Raw genomic sequence first — 19,812 nt, forward strand, 5'->3', positions numbered from 1 at the left:
CTCTTCACTCATCACCATTCACTGATCGAGGCATCATGCCCTCCGCTTAAATTAAATGAACATTCGACTTTTAAATTTATTTAAGTATACAATGAGATAAATGCAAGACAAAAAGCACATTTGTATCTCCGCCTTGAAATGAGGAATTTTAGACGACTTAAATGCTATAATATCACGGTTGATGTACCTCCAATTTTAAAAAAGGGGCTGGATAAGAGATGGATGAAATGATACTTGTCGTTGCTGCAAAAGACATCAACGAAGTGGTCAAAGAGGAAGGGTTTGTGAATGTACCCATAGAAGAGATAAAAACTTTGACGGAAGAAAAGGGCTTTTTTGTCAAAAGAGATAGAGCCGAATCCGATGAATCTATAAGGCAACTTATACCGTACATCGTGATGCAAAATTCAGACGATCTCTACCTTATGGTCAAAAGGTTATCAACCCAAACTGAAAAAAGACTTCATGGCATGTACAGCATAGGAATAGGCGGTCACGTTAACGATCAAGATGAAGGCAACACGCCATGGATGAAATTTCTTTCTGGAATGGAAAGAGAGATGAATGAAGAGGTTGTGATAAAGAAATCTTTTGAATGGCCAAAATACATCGGCGTTATAAAAGAAGTAAGTACACCGGTCAACAGAGTCCACCTTGGGATAGTCTTTCAAATAAAGGCTGATATCGAAGGCATAAGAGAAAAAGACAAATTTTCATGGGAATTTGCGAATTTGGCTGACTTGCTTTCAAAGTACGATATGATGGAAAGTTGGTCTAAATACGTGATAGACATGTTAGATAGCCGTTTGTAAAGGAGATCACATGGAATTTGAAGATATAAAAACAGGTATGGTTTTCGAGAGTGAAATGATCGTAGATGATAAAATGGTCATTGAATTTGCGAGAATAACTGGAGACGACAATCCGTTGCATATCGATGAAGAATTCGCCAGAAAAACGCAATTCGGAAAGAGAATAGCGCATGGAATGCTCATCGTTTCTTTGATATCAAAAGTCTTAGGAAGAGATTTCCCAGGACCGGGTACTGTTTACGTCTCGCAAATCGTAAAATTCAGAAAACCAGTTTACGTAGGAGATACGGTTAAAATTCACGTTGAAGTTAAAGATAAGAATTCAGACAAAAGGCGACTCTTCCTTTTGACGAACGTTATCGACAACGATAAAGAAGTCATAAACGGAGAAGCGGAAGTCTACATTCCGCCTAAATTGACAATTGTCAATTGAAAATTGTCAATTCCACGTGCTACGAGTCACGTGCTGTGCAGGTACCTGCCATCGCTACGATTCGAAATTTGAATTTTGTTTGGTATAATATTGGCAAATGTCGAAGGGAGTTTTAAAGTGAAAATACTTAGCGGTATGCGACCAACTGGACATTTACACATAGGAAATCTCTTGGGAGCGCTTGATAATTGGGTTAAACTTCAAAACGATGGAAATGAATGTTTCTTCTTCGTTGCGGATTGGCACATGTTAACCACGGGCTATGAAGATATTTCCAAACTCTCAGAGATGACGAGAACGTTGGTGCGCGAATATGTTTCATCTGGATTAGATCCACAAAAAAGCGTGATCTTTGTGCAATCGGCGATAAAAGCGCACGCGGAACTTTTTCTCATTTTGTCGATGATAACTCCATTGGGTAGACTGGAAAGAGTACCAACTTACAAAGAACAATTGAGAGAATTAAGTGACAGGGAAATAACAACTTTTGGTTTTCTGGGATATCCAGTTCTTATGGCTTCTGATATTCTCATATACGATGCCGACGGAGTACCCGTTGGGGAAGATCAGACTTATCATCTTGAATTTACACGTGAAATCGCCGAAAAATTCAATTCCATTTACGGCTCAACTCTTAAAGTACCGAAGGCTTTATTTTCAAAAATACCAAAATTATCTGGTACAGATGGGCGGAAGATGTCTAAAAGTTATGGTAACGTTATAAACATAGATTCGGATACTCAAGAATTGAAGAATAAGATAATGCCTATGCCCACCGATCCGGCAAGGGTACATAAGTATGATCCCGGGACTCCAGAAAAGTGTAACGTTTGGTATTATCATCTTGCCTTTGAAACGTCAAAGGAACAACTCGATTACGTTCATTACGGATGCACACATGCAACGATAGGCTGCATCGAATGCAAAAAAATCCTTATGGATAGCATGACGAAAAAGTTAGGACCTATTTGGGAAAAAATAGCATATTACAAAGCACATGAAGGAGAAATAGACGATATAATTGCAGACGGAAACGAAAAGGCCAAAAAAAGCGCTGAAATGACGATGGAAAGGGTAAGAAATGCTTTGAACCTTTTATTCTGAGGTGATAAATGGATATAAATTTTCATTCCGGCAACTTTGAAGGATCTTTTGATTTGTTACTTTTTCTCGTCAGAAAGCACAAAATGAATCCGCTTGATCTTAAAATATCAGAGATAACTGATGAGTTTGTCGCGTACGTTGAAGGAATGGACAAGGTGGATATAGAAACAACTTCGGATTTCATATTGATGGCATCTACCTTGATGGAGATAAAATCCAGGATGCTTTTAAGCCCTTCGCGTGAGGTTATCGAAAAGCAAGAGGAAATCGCAAAACAACTTTACGAATACTCTCTGCTTAAGAAAACGACAGAAAAGGTTGAAAGTTTTTACGATCTCCATGTGAAGGAATTTGATATATCAATTTTGCCGTCTTTTTCCCGTGAAATGAATGATTCACTGCCTTCAACTTTCATCAAAATACTCAACTCTGTTAGGCAAGAGATGAATTTGAGAAAAAGGGTTTACAGGATAACTAAAGACTTTTACTCTTTATCGAAGAAAATTGAAATGGTTAAATCGCTTATCATCAAAAGTAGAAGAATGAGAATACGCGATATAATCGGAATGTCAGAGGACAAACTTGAAGCAGTTGTTACTTTTGTGACGATTCTTGAACTTCTAAGGTTGAATTTCATATTCATCGATTCGGAAGAGACAGTGGTTATAAATGAAGCATATCATGGCTGAGGTTGAGGCTTTGATCATGAGCGGTCATGGCCTTGCAATTCAGGATATCATTAGATTATCTGGAAGGAACAGAAATGAAATTCTTGAAACCATCGATCAATTACAGGAAGCGTATTCACATGATGATCATGGAATAGAACTCAAAAACGTGGCGGGTAAATACTCTTTTTTTACAAAAAACGAGTATTTTGATCTGGTTTCCAAGATAAGAAAAAAATCTGTAAGCGAGATCACCAATTCTCAGATGCAAGTGCTTGCGATAGTTGCTTACAATCAACCGTTGACACTAAAAGAAATGGAGAAATTCAGGGGAAGCGCATGTACAAATCAGATCAAAGAACTCATATCCATGGGTTTGATCAAGAGAAAGAGAGATAAAACAAAAAAGGGAAATCCGTACTTTTACGTGACGACTGAGAATTTTTTAAAAGCGCTTGGAATATCGAGTTTGTCCGATCTTAAGGAGGATCTTGTTGAGAATACAGAAATATCTGAGGATGTGCGGAATAACATCACGCCGGAAATCTGAAATGCTTGTTAAGTCAGGAAAAGTCAGCGTAAATGGATTTGTCACGTACGATTACATCGACGTTTCAAGTGAAGATGACGTTCGAGTTGAAGGAAAAAAGGTCTCTTTTAAAAGTAAAGTATATTACATGTTTAACAAACCAAGAGGATATATAACCACCAAAAACGATCCTCAAGGTCGAAAGACGATCTTCGATCTTTTAAATATAGAATGCGACGTTTTCCCAATCGGAAGGCTTGACACTGATACTGAAGGCCTTTTGCTTTTGACTAATGATGGAGATCTTGCCCAGAAATTGCTACATCCGAGATACGAAGTGCCAAGGATCTATGAGGCTGTAATTAATTCTCAAATCGATAACGGTCAGATAGAAGATTTAAAAGGTGGAATTTCCCTCCCATATGGTTACACGGCGAAAATGAAGGTGAAAATTTTGTCTGTCGATGATAAAAGTACTAAAATCAGAATAGAGATAAAAGAAGGGAAAAAGAGAGAAATTCGAAGGGCATTCAAATTTCTGGGTCATCCAATCGTTTCACTCAAAAGAATTTCTTTTGGTCCTATAAAAATAGACTCCCATCTTAAAGCAGGTGAATACAGGATGTTGAATGATTTTGAGATAAAGCAATTGATCGAATACGTTAAAACAGAAAATGAGACCCAAAACGGGTCTCATCGTAAAACTGTTGAGGGGGGATAGGGGGTATCCACTGTCAGATAGATGATAGCATATCGATTATGTCTTTTTGGTTATGTAATAAACAAAATGTTGTGAAAATATAGTTGCTTTGGAAAGGAGAATAGATTTATGAAAAAAAATATTTTCATCCTCTTCATCTTTTTAAGTCTCTTTGTCTATTCATCAGTTTCATTTGCAATGCCTGTAGATCAAAATGGCATAAACATGCTTATAGGTGCTCAGAACAGCGTCGAATTGTACAGAGAATATGGAGATGTGTCCGGCCTTAATCAAGCCATAGCGCAAATGAACCTTTTTCTTTCTCAGTACACCGAGCCATCTCAATATGTCGGCCAGGCTTATGAAACTTTAGGTGATGCCTATTATCTCCTCAAAAATTATCCACAGGCTATAAAATCTTACGGTATGGCTGTCCAGTACCTTCCAGAGAATTCTGCCGATTACGAATATTCGGTTTATTCTTTGGGATACTCTTACATGGAAAGCGGAGACAGTTCAAATGCCATAAAATATTTCTCAATGCTTTACACGTCTCAAACTTACGGTGATGAAGCAAAGGTACTTGTCGGAGGAATATATTTCAATCTTGGTCAGTATTCACAGGCTACCTCTGTTTTGAACACAGTTCAGTCGAATCAATGGAAAGCATGGGCTTATTATTACAAAGGAAGAGTCAATTTCAATCTTGGAAATTATTCTCAAGCCATTTCTGATTTTCAACAGGTCCTGCAATACACCAGCGATTTAAATGTTATTGAGCCGTCTGTTTACTATCAATCTTACTCTTATTTGAATTCGGGTAAAATTCAAAATGCCATAGACACCGCTTCCAACGCTCTAAAATCTTATTCTCCTACGACTTGGACTTTTGATCTTTACATGATCCTCGGCCAATCTTATTACGAAAATGGCCAGTACAAAGAAGCAATAGCCACTTTTCAAAACGCCTCTCAGATTCAACATGGCACTTCAAGTTATTACGCTTTAAATGCCAAAGCATGGGCTGAGTATAAGATGGGAAATTACACGGATGCGATATCCGATTGGGAGAATGTGCTTAACAATTCCACAAATTTGGAATTGGCCTTCAATGCAGGCATCAATGCAGGCAACACGTTAAGAGAAAATAAGAATTTCAACAGTGCCGTTACTCTTTACAAACAGATGGAGACTAAATTTCAATCTTACATAAATCAGATAAATCTTGAAGAAGGAAAGACTTACCTTGAAAGTGGAAATTACCAGCAAGCCACAACGATATTCACAAATCTCTCAAAACTTTCGGAACCGCTGAAAGATTCTGCGATATACTGGCTTGCTTACACGTACAATCTTGAAAGCAATTATTCTCTTGCCATTTCAACTTTGTCAGGTCTTATACAAACGACTCAGAGTTCTGATACAAAAGCAAATGCTTACATGCTTGAAGGTGACATTTACGCAAAGGCCTCTCAATACGTTAATGCCATAAATGCATACAAAAATGCGATAAATTTTGGTAATCAAACGACAAAACTTTCAGCCGAATATAACCTTGGCTTGATGTACTATAACAATTCTGACTATAAAGACGCGATAAATCAATTTTCTTACGCGATAAACAACAGAATCACCGATCCAAACACTGCTCTTAACGCGGCTTATTATCTCAGTCAATTGTACGTTAATTTGAAAGATTATAATTCTGCGATAGCAACCTACGATTGGATTGCGAAATATGATTTTCAGGATATTTACAGATCATCCATTTACGTGCTTAAAGCCATCGCAATGGGCAAACTTGGTCTTTACGCACAGATACCCGCTTACGTCGATTCGATATTGCAGGCATATCCAAACGTATCTACAAAAAATGATTTGCTTTATTACAAGGCAAATGCTTACATGAAGACAAACGATCTTTCGAAGGCTTTTTCCATAGCGACCTCTCTTTCAAATCAGAACACTTCGAATGATGCAAAAGGCGGCATACTTTACATAGAAGCGAAGTACTACCAATCGATAAACGATATTAAGAATACCGAAAAATATTTAAAAGATGTTTACATGTTGTATCCATCAAGCAGCGCAGCACCAAATGCAGCCTACGATCTTGGAAATCTTTTCTATTCTTTGCATGATTATTCAAATGCAAAAGATGCGTTTTTTGCGCTTGTGTCTCTTTTCCCGTCAGATCAAAGAGTACCCGAAGCGCTCTATTACATAGGCCTTTCTTATGAAAATATCGGTCAGGCAAGTAATGCCATACAAGTTTACAATTCTTTGGTCTCGAAATTTCCAAACTCACCTTATTCATCCAAAGCTCAAGCCAGACTTTCTGTGCTTGAAAAGCGGTGAAACTGATGAAAATTCTGTACTTTTTCATTCTGATCTGTGGATTGAGTACGTTGATTTTGGCCGTACCTATAAATCTTGAGATAAACGCAAATTATTACTCCCACACGCTTGAGTTTACCGGCACTTTTGCGGCAACGAATGTTGGCGTTAACCTGATCCCTAAAAACTTCGTTTCATCACAAATTTCGACTTCATCTTCTGTGACCGGAGTTTCTTTTCTTATAATTCAACCTATAAGAAATAACTTTGCATTTTCGACATTCAATGGTACAAATTTTCCTGCCAAAACTTTCCAAAAAAGTCAATACAATTTCTCCGTAGATAATTCAAGTGAAATAGGTTTGAATTTTGAAACGCCTATTCTCTCGGGATTGATGAATTACAACTATAATGAAGCAAAATTGTCGAATTTGTCCCTGGGTTTCAACATAGGACCACTTTCAACGCTCGGCTTTGTGAATCCAAAGGGTTCAAGCATCTTGCTTACATTTCTGAACGGGTTTTCCGTTGAAGGCAATTTGACAGATCAATCCACTACATCGATAAGCGCAAATCTGCCAATTAACCTTGGAAGTTTTATTTTCGACATCGGAGGACGTTACATCGTGCCGTCGCAATTTAAGCCTAAATTGTATGCTTTTTACATGGGTAATGATTTGATACCTTACGCCATGTACGATACGGAATCGACACCGACGATCACCGCCGGTCTGAATTCAAGTGCCTTTTCATTTTACGGTAAAATGACTCTTGTTTCAACGCCACTTTATTCAATTGGTTCGAGTTACAGAAGTCCTTTAGGCATTTTTGGAGCAGATTTTTCAATTCAGTCATCACAAAATTACTGGGTTGATGGAAATTTCAGTTCCATACCTTTTGGATTGAGTTTCTTGCAATTTGGTATAGGTGGTGATGTAAAATTAGAAAGTAGCGGTATTTATCTTTTTAACATTTACACTTTGGCGAATTTAAATGTGTTTTCTACGAACGTCGAAAGTTGGTTTGGCCTTCGCGGTGAAGGTGGAGCACCTGTTTATTATTACGGAATGGATGTGAACTTTTGAGTGCACTGGAATACGATCTTTACGTTAAAATCGATGAATCTGACATTCATATGGTCAATTACATGCTTGAGGCCGAAGACAACCTTTTGAACGTGAGAAATATCGATTCGAAATCAAATCTTTTGAAAATAGTCGTAGTGGATACTGATCTTCCGGATATGCTGAAATTGTTAAATTATTTGAAAGATGAACTTCATCTTGAAGTGGTGAAATATGGGCCGAGTCTTGGAGTTCTTTAGAAAACCTATACCACGGGAACATTTCAAATCTCTTGATGAAATACCTTACGACAGACTTAAATTGTGGGGTTTTGAAGTTATAATATTCGATTACGACAACACTTTAGCCCCGTTTCTGCATCAAATTCAAAATGAAGTGCTAAGTTTGTTGAAAAATCTTATCAAGATGGGTTTCAAAATTGTGGTCGTGACGAACGCGTCCTATGAAAGAACAAAAAAATTGAGAAGTGAATTACCGGAAATAAAGGTTTTTGCAAAGGCAAAGAAGCCAGGATTAAAGGTTTTAAAGTCGGCCCTTAAAACTGTGAATGTGCCGCCTTCCAAAGTTGTATTCGTGGGAGATCTTTTCTTTACGGACATAATCGCCGGCAACAGGATGGGAATGTATACCATAATGGTTGAACCTTATCCGGGAGTAGGTGTTGCTTTAAGCATAATCGTCTTGCTCGAAAAGATATCCTATTACTTCATATTTTATACATTTGGGTGGCTTTTCAGAATTGGAGAATTGATTTCTCCGAACGAATGGGCCGATACAGTATTCGATGTCAATTACGATCTTTTGATTTCAAAGGGCATAAAACTTTTTGTCTTCGATATGGACGGTACTTTGACAAAATGGAGATCAAATCACGTTGACGCTAAAACTTTGAACTTACTCAAAAGTCTTTCCAGATCAAGTAAAGTTGTAATCCTGTCAAATGGCAATTCTCCGTCTCTTGACATAATCGTCAAAAATGAAATAGCGGTTTTTAAGCACGCACATAAGCCTTTAACAACCAAAATGATGAGGATAATGAAAAGGTATGGGGTATCAAAAAAGGAAGTTGCGGTTATAGGAGATCAACTTTTTACGGATATATTGATGGCAAATCTTGCGGGTCTTTATTCTATAAAAATTAAACCGATTTCAAAAGATGAAATGTGGTTTACCAAATTTTTGAGAATGCTTGAGCGATTTGTGAGGCCTTTTACAAGAAAAAAACCTTCAATTGGATCAAGCGATGAATGGAAAAGTGTTGGAAATCAAATATAATCGGAGGTAAAGTCATGGCAGAAAAATTTTTAGTCACCGGTGGTGCTGGTTTTATAGGTTCAAACATCGTTGATGAATTGATTAAAATGGGAAATGTTCCGATCGTCGTGGACGATCTGTCGACTGGAAACAAGACCAATCTTTCTTCAAATGTCGTATTTTATGAATGTGATGTAAGAAATAAAGCACAACTCGAAAAAGTTTTTCAATCGGAAAGACCAAAATATTTGATTCATACCGCTGCTCAAATTTCTGTCTCAAAATCCGTAAGAGAGCCATTTTACGATGCGGAAGTGAACATCATGGGAATGATAAATTTGCTTGATCTTTCTGTAAAGTACGGCATTGAAAAGTTTGTATTTTCTTCTTCCGGAGGAGTTATGTATGGTGAAGATCCAAAAATTTATCCGACTCCCGAAAGTGTATGTCCAGATCCTCTTTCTCCTTATGGCATAGCAAAATTGTCATGCGAAAAATACCTTAAATTTTACCAAAAAGAGTTTGGGCTGAGATATACCGCATTGAGGTACGGAAATGTTTACGGCCCAAGGCAAAACCCTGATGGTGAGGCCGGAGTGATCGCCATATTTGCAAAGAAGATGCTCAGAGGAGAACAGGTGACTATAAACGGAGACGGAGAGTACGTCAGAGATTACATTTACGTTAAAGATGTGGTTGGGGCGAATGTAAAAGCCATTGAATTTGGAGATGGAGAAAGTATAAACATTGGCACCGGCACGGGAAAAAGTGTAAATGATGTTTTTAGAACTTTAAAATCGAGGATAAATTACATTCTCGATCCCGTTTACGGGCCTGCAAGGTCTGGCGATCTCAGAAAAAGTATTCTGGAAAATTCGAAAGCAAAAAACATTCTCCGGTGGGAACCCACTTACGATTTTGAGAGAGGAATTTCAGAAACAGTTTCATATTTTGAAGGAAGGAAATAAATTGCAAGGAAGTTTATGGAATGACGAACCTTTAGCCCTTAAATTGAGGCCAAAGAGTTTTGAAGAGTTTATAGGGCAAGATCATCTCTTGGCGGTTGGCATGCCCCTAAGAGAAGCGATAGAAAACGATAATCTCTACAGTTCGATCCTTTATGGTCCTCCCGGATGCGGGAAAACATCCCTTGCCGAAGTGATAAAGCATCTTACAAAAAAAGAGTTCAAACATTTTAGCGCTGCAAATCAAGGAGTGGGAGAACTTAAACCTTTAATGGAAGAAGCATCTGAACTTTTCAAAAGGACAGGTAAGCAGACGATCATATTTGTGGATGAAATACATAGATTTAACAAGTCTCAGCAGGATACGCTTTTGCAATCTGTGGAGTCCGGATCTGTGATACTAATCGGTGCGACCACTGAAAATCCAAGTTTTGAGATAAATCCGGCTTTGCTTTCAAGATGCCATGTTTTTGTCTTCAAACCGCTTTCAAAAGACGATGTGAGAAAAATCGTAGAGAAAGCGTTGAAATTCGAAAAGATAACTTTTGATGATCTGTCGATCGATATCATTTCCAATTTAAGTGGCGGAGACGCAAGAATGGCTTTAAATATGGTTCAGGAAGCGATCGAATTCACAAAAAGGCGCGGCGGAGATTCGGTTTCCTCCGATAAAATTGAATCTATCCTGCAAAAGACGGTTCCAAGATACAGAAAGCATGCTGATGAACATTACGATTTTATCTCGGCTCTCCACAAAAGCATGAGAGGAAGCGATCCAGATGCGGCGGTATATTACCTTGCGAAAATGCTTGAGTCCGGTGAGGATCCCCTTTACATAGCAAGAAGGGTTGTGAGATTTGCTTCCGAAGACATCGGCCTTGCAGATCCAAGGGCCTTGAACGTGGCAATAGACGCCTATCAGGCTTCTAACTTCATAGGGATGCCTGAATGTACGACCGCTCTTGCAGAGGCGGTTATATATTGTGCCGTGGCTCCTAAAAGTAATTCCACGTATCTGGCTTATTTAAGCGCTGCCAAAGAAGCGCGTGATAATCCATTTGAAGAGGTTCCTTTGAAAATAAGAAATGCGCCTACCAACCTCATGAAGGAAATGGGATATGCCCAAGGGTACGTGTATCCGCACGATGTTGAAGGTGCGTTCTTGATAGAAAATTATCTTCCCGAAAGACTGAAAGGACATGTGTTTTACACGCCATCGAATAGAGGTCTTGAGTCTAAAATTAAAGAGAAACTTGAAACTTTATGGAAAGGTTTTAAAAAATGGGAGGCAAAAAATTGAAAAAAATACTTTTTTGGTCCATAGTGACGGCAGTTATCGTGGCTATTTACTTCTTTTTAAAAGTCACCTTTTCAGGAAGTCTTGTACTTGATCCTTATCTTATAAATAATTCATTTTTACATGTTAAATGGTATGGTGTTATCATAGGTTCATCTGTTGTGGTGGCATATTTGCTTGTAAGAAATCAACTGCTTAGGGAAGGTGTAAAAGAGGACGAATTTATAATAGCGATGGTCGTGGCAATTCCATTTGCCGTTATAGGAGGAAGGTTATTTTACGTTGCTTTTACATGGAATGAATATTTCAAATATCATATAAACCAAATTTTGGAACCATGGACTGGTGGGATGGCAATCTTTGGAGCCTTGATTGGAATGTTTTTTGGAGGATGGCTTTACCTCAGGCTTAATAAGAATGCATCTTTTAAGTATCTTCAGGCAATGGATGCGCTTGGCATGGTGCTTCCATTCGCGCAAGGTATGGGCAGATGGGGAAATTTTTTCAACCATGAAGCGTACGGTGTGCCGACAAATCTTCCGTGGAAGATGTTTGTTCCACCTATGTATAGAATGCCGGGATACGGGAATTTCGCTTTTTTTACCCCGACTTTCATATATGAAGGAATCGGAGATTTCTTGATCTTTTACATTCTTTACGAATTCACGAAAAAATACAGAATGAAATATGGTCAAACTTTTGCTTTGTATCTTTTGCTTTATCCGACTTTGAGAATTTTCGTTGAATCTTTAAGGCTTGACAGCCTTTGGTTTTACTCTCTTAGAATAGATCAAGTTGTACCTGTGATCTTCATAATATCTGGCGGACTTTTATTCGCATGGATTAAACATAACGGTTTGATGATCAAGGAGGCTTAATTTGTCACTTTACATTTTTGATGGCACCGCTCTTGTCTACAGAGCCTATTACGCGCTTCCACCGCTTTCAACCTCTGATGGTAAACCAACGGGGGCAGTGCTTGGTGTGGCAAAAATGCTTTTGAAATTCATACGAGAGCGTGTAAAGCAAAATGATAGCCTTGTATTTGTGATGGATTCAAAGGTTCACACTTTTAGGCACGTACTTTTTGAGGCTTACAAGGCTAACAGGGCTCCAACTCCTGAAATGATGGTGGATCAATTGCCTTACATAGAAAGATTGATAGAAGGCCTTAAAATACCTCTTTTAAAGGGAACAGGATATGAGGCTGATGATGTTATAGCGACAATCGTTAAAAAATTTTCTCCCACTCTTGACCAAATATACGTTGTGACGGGGGACAAAGACCTGCTTCAACTTGTCGGAGGTAACGTAAGAGTGTTGAGATTTGCTTCTCTTGGCATCTCAGACCTTCTTGAGTACGACGAACAAATGGTGGTTAAAAAATATGGACTTAAACCATCACAAATCGGAGATTATCTTTCTCTTGTTGGAGATGTATCCGATAACATTCCCGGAGTCAAAGGCATAGGTGACAAAAGTGCGGTGGAATTGCTGAGTACCTATGGCACCGTCGAAAATTTGTACGCCCATCTTGATGAACTGCCAAAGAGATATTCAAAGTTACTTATAGATGGAGAATCTAACATGAAACTCTCAAAAGAACTTGTAACTTTGTCTTCAGATGTACCGATATCTGTCGATCTCATGCCTTACAGCGGACCGGATAAGAGAAAACTTTCCGAACTTTTCGACGAACTTCAGTTTAACACTCTTAAAGCAGAATTCGATCTCTATGAAAGGCAGGGTTCAGATTCCAATTACATCACCGTCAATTCAATCGAGACATTCAAAAAAATTTCAGAAGTTTTTTCGAAAAAAGGCATCTTTGCCTTTGATACCGAAACAACATCGCTGGATCCTTTTTCGGCAAAACTCGTTGGCGTTTCTCTCTCGGATGGATCAAACAGTTATTACGTTCCGATTGGCCACAAGAACGGGCAAAATGTAGGTCAAGGATCACTCGAAATTTTAAAATCTTTACTTGAAAATCAAAATCTGAAGATAATAGGACAAAATTTAAAGTACGATCTCGAAGTCATGATCAACCACGGAATAAAATTTGACCCGCACTTTGACACGATGATAGCGGCTTACCTACTGAATCCAAACGAAAGAAGATTCTCTCTTGAAGATCTCGGCATGAGATACCTTAATTATGCGGGCATCTCTTACGATGAAGTCACAAAGGGGAAAAATTTTGAAAATGTCTCGATAGAGGATGCAACAAGATATTCCGCTGAAGACGCGGATATGACTTACAGGCTTTACGATGTTTTGAATAAAAAACTTTACGATCGGGATCTTATAGATCTTTTTTACAAAATAGAAATGCCACTTGTCAAAGTACTTGCGAAAATGGAAATGAACGGTGTTTATGTGGACAGGGAATTCCTTCAAACTCTTTCTCAAGAGTACGATTCGAAGTTGAAAAAGATAGAAGAAAAGATTTACGATCTTGCAGGAGGCATGCCATTCAACATAAACTCACCAAAACAACTTTCGGAGGTACTCTTTTCGAGACTCGGACTTAAACCACGGAAAAAAACTTCAACAAAGGCTTTTTCAACCGATGCCGAAGTGCTTGAAGATATGAAAGATGAACATCCGATTATTTCGATGCTGCTTGATTATAGAAAATATTTCAAATTGAAATCGACATATATAGATGCGCTTCCGAAATTGATAAACTCAAAAACAGGACGGCTTCATACTTCTTTTAATCAAACAGGTACATCGACGGGTAGACTTTCAAGTAGCGAACCTAATTTGCAAAACATTCCGGCGAGAAATGAAGCAGGACTTGAAATAAGAAAAGCCATACGTGCCCAAGAAAATGGCTGGAAAATAGTAAGTGCTGACTATTCTCAAATAGAATTGAGAGTGCTCGCGCACGTGAGCGAAGATCCGGCACTTATAGAGGCTTTTAAAGATGATCAAGACATTCATGCCACTACGGCCTCAAAAATATATGGTGTGGATCAAAACCAGATAACTTCGGACATGCGCAGAATCGGTAAGATGGTCAATTTTGCCATAACTTACGGGATAAGTGCTTATGGACTTGCCAGAAGACTTGAAATACCCACACAGAGTGCCGATGAAATCATAAAACATTATTTCGCAAACTACCCGCAGGTTAAAGCGTACCTTGATAACACCATCGATTTTGCCATGAAAAACGGATATGTCGAAACGATCTTTGGAAGAAAAAGAGACATTCCGGAATTGAAAAGTTCCAACAGGAACATCGTTGAGGAAGGAAAAAGAATGGCGATAAATGCGCCCATTCAGGGAAGTGCCGCGGACATAATAAAACTTGCGATGATAAACATAGACAAAAAGATAGAGAAAATGAGATCGATGATGATCCTTCAGGTGCATGATGAACTCGTTTTTGAGGTTCCGCAGGCAGAGATCGATGCGATAGAGCAAATCATCAAAGAATCGATGGAAAATGCTTTTAACATGAAGGTGCCACTTAAGGTGGAAATTGAGGTTGGGGAAAGTTGGTGATAAAATGTACAAGAAGATTTTAATTGCCGTTGACGGATCGGAAATTTCAAAAGTTGTTTTTGAAAGGGGAATCGAGATATCCAAAAGAGAAGGTTCGCAGGCGGCCGTCATAGCGGTTGTGGATACCACGACTATGTACAATTTCGCCGCTGCGAGTGAGATGAATCCGTCATTTTTGAACGTTCAAGCGCAAGTTTTAAGAGATCAGGAAATGGCCATGAGAAAGTTCATATCAAGTTTAAAAGAATATTGCGATTATGGATTTGAAGAAGAGGTAAGGACGGGAATTCCAAACAAAGAAATAATCGCTTACGCCGAAAAATGGAAAGCAGATTTACTTGTTGTGGGAAGTTACGGAAAGGGCGGATGGGTCTCTGAATTTCTTTTTGGAACGACGGCAGAAAAACTTATAAGGACTGCAAAAACAGATGTACTCGTCGTAAAATGCAAGGGAGAAAAGGAATGAAAATTTTTTTCAAAACGTATGGATGTCAGATGAACGTTCACGATACCGAAGTAATGAAAGGATTGCTTGTAAATTCAGGCCATACGATTGTCACGGAACTAAAAACGGCAGATCTTGTCGTGATTAACACCTGTGCCGTAAGAGAAAAATCCGAAAACAAAGTTTACAGTTTGATAGGAAGGCTTAAAAAAGGTGGATACAAAGTTGGAATAACCGGATGTGTCGCACAGGCCATGTCCGATAAATTGAAAAATTACGATGTTGAATTTATAATAGGGACAAGGGCAATAACATCTATAACTGAAGCGGTTGAGGGAACAAAAAAAATTGACCTCGAAGATCATATATGCGAAGTAAATGCCGCGACACCGGCTTTGAGAAGCCAGAAAAAACATGCATGGGTAAATATAATAGCCGGATGCGACAAATTTTGCACTTATTGCATCGTTCCTTACACAAGAGGGAGAGAACTTTCAAGGCCTCTCGAAGATATAGTTGATGAAGTTAAGTTACTTGCGTTGCAAGGATACAACCAAGTGACATTTTTAGGCCAGAACGTTGATTCTTATGGAAAAGATATGGATAACATGTCTCTTGCCAAATTGCTTGAAATTTCTCAGCGAATAGAAGGTATGGAAAGATTTTGGTTTTTAACCTCGTATCCTTCAGATATAACCACCGAATTGATCGATACCGTGGCAAAATATCCCAAACTTTCAAAAAATTTCCACATTCCCGCTCAATCCGGCAGCGATAGAATACTTAAAAAAATGAACAGAAGATACAGCCAATCTGAATACTTGGAACTTGTAAATGAAATAAGATCAAAAGTCGAGAACTCCACAATAGGCGGTGACATAATAGTCGGCTTTCCGACAGAAACAGATGAAGATTTTGAAGAAACTTTATCTCTTGTTAAGGCCGCAAGATACATTCGATTGAATGTGGCTCCGTATTCGCCGAGGTTTGGAACCGTCGCTTCAAAATTTTATCCTGACGATGTGCCTTATGAGGTGAAAAAAATCAGAATTGCAAAGTTAACATCGCTTCAACATGATATAGAAAAATCACTTAACGAAAAGATCATAGGGCAGGAAGTTGAAATCATGATAGAAGGTAATTCTGCCGACAGATCTTACGGAAGAACGATCGACAACAGAATGGTCTTTGTAGACGATAAAATACCCGAAGGTGAAATTTTAAAAGTTAGGTTAACCGCTTTTAAATCCGGTACACTTTACGGCCAGATCGGGAAGGTGTCGGTCTTTGCCAAATGATCTAACTCCAATGATGGTACAATATACTAACCTTAAAGCACAATATCCGGACTGTGTGTTACTTTTCAGGCTCGGCGATTTTTATGAGACTTTTGACGATGATGCCCGATACGTGTCAAAAGTGCTGGGGCTTGTTTTGACGCATCGGAGCGATCATCCAATGGCCGGTATTCCTTATCATGCGCTTAATCTATATCTGAAAAAACTCATAGAAAATGGTAACAAAGTTGCAATTTGCGATCAATTAGAGGATCCGGCACTGGCTAAAGGAATTGTCAAAAGAGACGTTACGAGAGTTGTAACGCCTGGTACAATAATAGAAGACGATGTACTTACGGTGGCAAACAACTACATCGCTTCCTATCACAAAGGCGTAACTGCGCTTATCGATATATCCACGGGTGATTTCTTCGTTGATCCTTCTGAAGAAGCGATAGAAAAGTACAATCCCAAACATATCATACATCAAGGAGATCTGAAGACGATCAACGGTATTTTCACTGAAAGAGTTGAAGATTGGTACTTTGACTCTAAAAATGCCGATAACGTGCTTAAAGATCAATTCGGTGTCGAAGATATTTCTTTTCTTGAACTTACAAAAGAAGAAAAAACTGTCGCGGCAGCCATTCTCAAGTATCTTCAAATAACTCAAAAAAGATCGCTTGACAACGTGAAAAGGCCCGTTAAGTTGAGAAGAAAAGACAGAATTTTTCTCGATACTCTTACCATCTCAAATCTTGAAATAACAAAATCCACAGGTTTATCGCTTTACTCTCATATGAATAGAACCGTTACGAGTATGGGTCAAAGAATTTTAAGACGGGAGATCATCTCCCCTCTTGCGGATCAGATGCAGATAGAAAAAAGGCTTGATCTTGTTGAATTCCTAACGCTTCATCTTACCGAACTCGAATCTTTGAGAAAGACTCTATCGAGAATACGGGACATTGAAAGGATAATTTCAAGGATGACTTACGCTGCTGCCACTCCATCTGATGCGGTAGCCTTAAGAGAAAGCATCGAATCTTTTCATGATATCGATAAATGGATAAAGGGAAATTCGATCTTCTCGGATTATTTTCTCGATCCTGTCGATGATCTTTTCTCTCTTTTGAAAAGCGCAATTGCAGAAGATCCTCAAGGCGATGTTGGAAGTGGTAAAGTTATAGCCGATGGATTTTCGAAAGCCCTTGACGAGGCAAGGTCTATCCTTTACGATATCGACGGATACATAAAGAAATATGAAGAAAAAGAAAGAAAAAAGATAGGAAATAAGGTTAAAATTGGCTACAGTTCTGTTTTTGGCTATTACATAGAAATTTCGAAAGGATACAAAGGAGAAATTCCTCCGGAATATGTCAGAAAACAAACACTTGTCAATGCCGAGCGTTATACGACGCCTGAACTCAGCGAGATGGAAAAACATGTTCTTCAAGCAAATGAAGATGTGACAAGTCTCGAAATAGAATGCTTTGAAAAGATACGTAACGCGGTACTCAAAGATAAAGATAAAATCCTTGAAAATGCCTCTAAGATAGCATTCATTGATATGATCTCTGCCTTTGCATGGATGGCCGTTCAGGAGAATTACGTTAGGCCTTCATTTGGTTCAAGTGTTAAAATAAAAGATGGACGTCATCCAATCGTCGAGAAAATGGTAAATGAATTCATTTCAAATGATCTTGATATGGATGAAGAAAAACATTTTGTTGTCCTAACAGGTCCTAACATGTCTGGAAAATCGACCTTTATCCGTCAGATAGCGCTTATCGCGATCATGGGGCAAATGGGTGCTTTTGTGCCTGCGCGAAGCGCTCAATTGAAGATTTTTGATAGGATTTTCACGAGAATAGGTGCAAGAGATGATATCACGTCAAACAAAAGCACTTTTTTAGTTGAAATGTCAGAAGTTTCTACCATATTGAACTTTGCGACAAAAGATTCTTTGGTGATTTTGGACGAAATAGGTCGCGGGACGAGCACCTTCGATGGTTTAAGCATAGCGTGGGCCGTTTCAGAATATATTTCTCAGAAAGTAGGTGCTTTTACCATTTTCGCAACTCATTACAACGAACTTTCAGAACTCGAAAAGATATATTCAAATATTTACAATTTAACGATAAAGGTCTTAGAAAAAGATAAAAATGTGCTTTTCCTGCACAAAGTGATATATGGGACGGCTGATAAAAGTTACGGAATAGAAGTTGCAAAAATTGCCGGAATTCCGGCTGAGATTGTCGAAAGGGCGTATCAAGTTGCAGAGGCAATATCATCGGCGAGCCATATAGAAAAAGGTGTAAGATTTTTGACATCGGGAGAAGTTGAAAGTATCAAAAAAAAGATCAAAAGCGTGAATGAAGATCAAATAGGTCTTTTCGAAAATAGAGGAGGATTAAAATGAAAAGGATAGCAGTTATGACAAGTGGTGGAGATGCACCGGGAATGAATGCAGCCATCAGAGCAGTTGTTAGGTATGGTGTAAGCAAAGGACTTGAGGTTTACGGGATAATGAGAGGATACGCAGGCCTTCTCGAGGACGACATGAAAGTGCTTAATTTTTCAGATGTTGGAGGAATAATGGAAAGAGGAGGCACCATCCTCAGAACCGCAAGATGCCAGGAATTCAAGGTTGACAAAGGACGCCAGGAAGCCTACAAGATTCTTAAAGATCATGAAATAAAAGGACTTATCGTGATAGGTGGCGATGGAAGTTTAAATGGTGCCGCGCTTGTTGCGGCTGAAAGTGATATCAAAGTCATTGGATTACCGGGCAGCATAGACAACGATATATCCGAGACTGACATGTGCATAGGGGTTGACACGTGTTTGAACACGGTCGTCGAAAACATTCAAAAACTCAAAGATACGGCTTCTTCTCATGAAAGGGCGTTCATAGTCGAAACGATGGGAAGAGATTGTGGATACATAGCCCTTATTTCGGGTTTGACAACCGGAGCCGAGGCAATACTCATACCAGAAGTTAAGGTTGATTATCAAGCGCTTGGGGATAAATTGCTTGCCGGAAGAAAACGCGGAAAGATAAATTCCATCGTCGTTGTTGCGGAAGGAGCGGCAAGTGCTTACACCGTCGCTCGTCATCTCGAAAACAGAACCGGATACGAAACGCGTGTGACCATTCTCGGTCATATTCAAAGAGGAGGTTCTCCTTCCGTTGCAGACAGACTACTGGCCTCCCGCATGGGATCGGCCGCAGTTCAAGCCTTCATAGATGGCCAATCAAATGTCATGATAGGAATTCAAGGGAACAACATCGTTTCTGTCGATCTCAACAGGGCGCTCCAAAAGAAAAAAGAACTTGATTTGAGTCTTTACGATCTTGCGAACACTTTATCCTAAGGAGATCTTTAA

At 38.9% G+C, this 19,812-nt stretch carries 18 protein-coding genes; all 18 read left to right on the forward strand.

Annotated elements, in window-relative coordinates:
• Nucleotides 1-218 precede the first annotated feature (218 nt).
• The 18 genes from ACP5NR_RS02350 to pfkA all read left to right on the forward strand — a co-directional run bounded on the left by ACP5NR_RS02350 (nucleotide 219) and on the right by pfkA (nucleotide 19,800).
• Nucleotides 219-812, forward strand: a complete 594-nt coding sequence (locus tag ACP5NR_RS02350; protein ID WP_428004269.1) for an NUDIX domain-containing protein — start codon at nucleotides 219-221, stop codon at nucleotides 810-812.
• A 10-nt stretch (nucleotides 813-822) separates the two neighbouring features.
• Entirely contained in the window at nucleotides 823-1,245 is a 423-nt protein-coding gene (locus ACP5NR_RS02355) for a MaoC family dehydratase (RefSeq protein ID WP_428004270.1), read from the forward strand.
• Between the two features lie 117 nt (nucleotides 1,246-1,362).
• Nucleotides 1,363-2,349, forward strand: coding sequence for a tryptophan--tRNA ligase (gene trpS, locus ACP5NR_RS02360; protein WP_428004271.1), 987 nt, complete (start codon nucleotides 1,363-1,365; stop codon nucleotides 2,347-2,349).
• 8 nt (nucleotides 2,350-2,357) lie between these two features.
• Nucleotides 2,358-3,038, forward strand: a complete 681-nt coding sequence (locus ACP5NR_RS02365; RefSeq protein ID WP_428004272.1) for a segregation and condensation protein A — start codon at nucleotides 2,358-2,360, stop codon at nucleotides 3,036-3,038.
• Entirely contained in the window at nucleotides 3,031-3,567 is a 537-nt protein-coding gene (gene scpB / locus ACP5NR_RS02370) for an SMC-Scp complex subunit ScpB (RefSeq protein ID WP_428004273.1), read from the forward strand. The genes ACP5NR_RS02365 and scpB overlap by 8 nt, the downstream gene beginning before the upstream one ends.
• Nucleotides 3,512-4,267, forward strand: coding sequence for a pseudouridine synthase (locus ACP5NR_RS02375; RefSeq protein ID WP_428004274.1), 756 nt, complete (start codon nucleotides 3,512-3,514; stop codon nucleotides 4,265-4,267). Before scpB ends, ACP5NR_RS02375 begins: the two co-directional genes overlap by 56 nt.
• 108 nt (nucleotides 4,268-4,375) lie before the next feature.
• The gene (locus tag ACP5NR_RS02380) at nucleotides 4,376-6,604 is read left to right on the forward strand and encodes a tetratricopeptide repeat protein (RefSeq protein WP_428005888.1); all 2,229 of its coding nucleotides are present in this window, start codon (nucleotides 4,376-4,378) and stop codon (nucleotides 6,602-6,604) included.
• A gap of 5 nt (nucleotides 6,605-6,609) precedes the next feature.
• Nucleotides 6,610-7,668 (forward strand): hypothetical protein, encoded by a 1,059-nt coding sequence (locus ACP5NR_RS02385; RefSeq protein WP_428004276.1) that lies wholly within the window; start codon nucleotides 6,610-6,612, stop codon nucleotides 7,666-7,668.
• The gene (locus tag ACP5NR_RS02390) at nucleotides 7,665-7,907 is read left to right on the forward strand and encodes a DUF4911 domain-containing protein (RefSeq protein ID WP_428004277.1); all 243 of its coding nucleotides are present in this window, start codon (nucleotides 7,665-7,667) and stop codon (nucleotides 7,905-7,907) included. The genes ACP5NR_RS02385 and ACP5NR_RS02390 overlap by 4 nt, the downstream gene beginning before the upstream one ends.
• The gene (locus ACP5NR_RS02395; protein WP_428005889.1) at nucleotides 7,882-8,943 is read left to right on the forward strand and encodes a YqeG family HAD IIIA-type phosphatase; all 1,062 of its coding nucleotides are present in this window, start codon (nucleotides 7,882-7,884) and stop codon (nucleotides 8,941-8,943) included. The genes ACP5NR_RS02390 and ACP5NR_RS02395 overlap by 26 nt, the downstream gene beginning before the upstream one ends.
• Before the next feature lie 14 nt (nucleotides 8,944-8,957).
• Nucleotides 8,958-9,890 carry an NAD-dependent epimerase/dehydratase family protein gene (locus ACP5NR_RS02400; protein ID WP_428004279.1) on the forward strand — a complete coding sequence of 311 codons (933 nt, stop codon included), beginning with the start codon at nucleotides 8,958-8,960 and terminating at the stop codon, nucleotides 9,888-9,890.
• A gap of 1 nt (nucleotide 9,891) precedes the next feature.
• Complete coding sequence (locus ACP5NR_RS02405; RefSeq protein ID WP_428005890.1) at nucleotides 9,892-11,187, forward strand: replication-associated recombination protein A; 1,296 nt, start codon at nucleotides 9,892-9,894, stop codon at nucleotides 11,185-11,187.
• Nucleotides 11,184-12,062, forward strand: a complete 879-nt coding sequence (lgt, locus tag ACP5NR_RS02410) for a prolipoprotein diacylglyceryl transferase (protein WP_428004280.1) — start codon at nucleotides 11,184-11,186, stop codon at nucleotides 12,060-12,062. The genes ACP5NR_RS02405 and lgt overlap by 4 nt, the downstream gene beginning before the upstream one ends.
• A gap of 1 nt (nucleotide 12,063) precedes the next feature.
• Nucleotides 12,064-14,700, forward strand: coding sequence for a DNA polymerase I (gene polA, locus ACP5NR_RS02415; protein ID WP_428004281.1), 2,637 nt, complete (start codon nucleotides 12,064-12,066; stop codon nucleotides 14,698-14,700).
• A 4-nt stretch (nucleotides 14,701-14,704) separates the two neighbouring features.
• Nucleotides 14,705-15,166, forward strand: a complete 462-nt coding sequence (locus ACP5NR_RS02420) for a universal stress protein (RefSeq protein ID WP_428004282.1) — start codon at nucleotides 14,705-14,707, stop codon at nucleotides 15,164-15,166.
• Nucleotides 15,163-16,443 carry a tRNA (N6-isopentenyl adenosine(37)-C2)-methylthiotransferase MiaB gene (gene miaB, locus ACP5NR_RS02425; RefSeq protein WP_428004283.1) on the forward strand — a complete coding sequence of 427 codons (1,281 nt, stop codon included), beginning with the start codon at nucleotides 15,163-15,165 and terminating at the stop codon, nucleotides 16,441-16,443. Before ACP5NR_RS02420 ends, miaB begins: the two co-directional genes overlap by 4 nt.
• Nucleotides 16,433-18,844 carry a DNA mismatch repair protein MutS gene (gene mutS / locus ACP5NR_RS02430; protein WP_428004284.1) on the forward strand — a complete coding sequence of 804 codons (2,412 nt, stop codon included), beginning with the start codon at nucleotides 16,433-16,435 and terminating at the stop codon, nucleotides 18,842-18,844. The genes miaB and mutS overlap by 11 nt, the downstream gene beginning before the upstream one ends.
• A complete protein-coding gene (gene pfkA, locus ACP5NR_RS02435) occupies nucleotides 18,841-19,800 on the forward strand; it encodes a 6-phosphofructokinase (protein ID WP_428004285.1) in 960 nt (319 codons plus the stop codon). Before mutS ends, pfkA begins: the two co-directional genes overlap by 4 nt.
• Nucleotides 19,801-19,812: the final 12 nt, after the last annotated feature.

Origin of the sequence: Athalassotoga sp., assembly GCF_049965695.1 — a bacterium.
Taxonomy (GTDB): Bacteria; Thermotogota; Thermotogae; order Mesoaciditogales; family Mesoaciditogaceae; genus Athalassotoga.

Bases quoted from the DNA above. Each gene is read 5' to 3' on its own strand.
- ACP5NR_RS02350 (WP_428004269.1), top strand. From the start codon at position 219: ATGGATGAAATGATACTTGTCGTTGCTGCAAAAGACATCAACGAAGTG.
- ACP5NR_RS02355 (WP_428004270.1), top strand. From the start codon at position 823: ATGGAATTTGAAGATATAAAAACAGGTATGGTTTTCGAGAGTGAAATG.
- ACP5NR_RS02365 (WP_428004272.1), top strand. From the start codon at position 2,358: ATGGATATAAATTTTCATTCCGGCAACTTTGAAGGATCTTTTGATTTG.
- scpB (WP_428004273.1), top strand. From the start codon at position 3,031: ATGGCTGAGGTTGAGGCTTTGATCATGAGCGGTCATGGCCTTGCAATT.
- ACP5NR_RS02380 (WP_428005888.1), top strand. From the start codon at position 4,376: ATGAAAAAAAATATTTTCATCCTCTTCATCTTTTTAAGTCTCTTTGTC.
- ACP5NR_RS02385 (WP_428004276.1), top strand. From the start codon at position 6,610: ATGAAAATTCTGTACTTTTTCATTCTGATCTGTGGATTGAGTACGTTG.
- ACP5NR_RS02395 (WP_428005889.1), top strand. From the start codon at position 7,882: ATGGGCCGAGTCTTGGAGTTCTTTAGAAAACCTATACCACGGGAACAT.
- ACP5NR_RS02400 (WP_428004279.1), top strand. From the start codon at position 8,958: ATGGCAGAAAAATTTTTAGTCACCGGTGGTGCTGGTTTTATAGGTTCA.
- ACP5NR_RS02420 (WP_428004282.1), top strand. From the start codon at position 14,705: ATGTACAAGAAGATTTTAATTGCCGTTGACGGATCGGAAATTTCAAAA.
- miaB (WP_428004283.1), top strand. From the start codon at position 15,163: ATGAAAATTTTTTTCAAAACGTATGGATGTCAGATGAACGTTCACGAT.
- pfkA (WP_428004285.1), top strand. From the start codon at position 18,841: ATGAAAAGGATAGCAGTTATGACAAGTGGTGGAGATGCACCGGGAATG.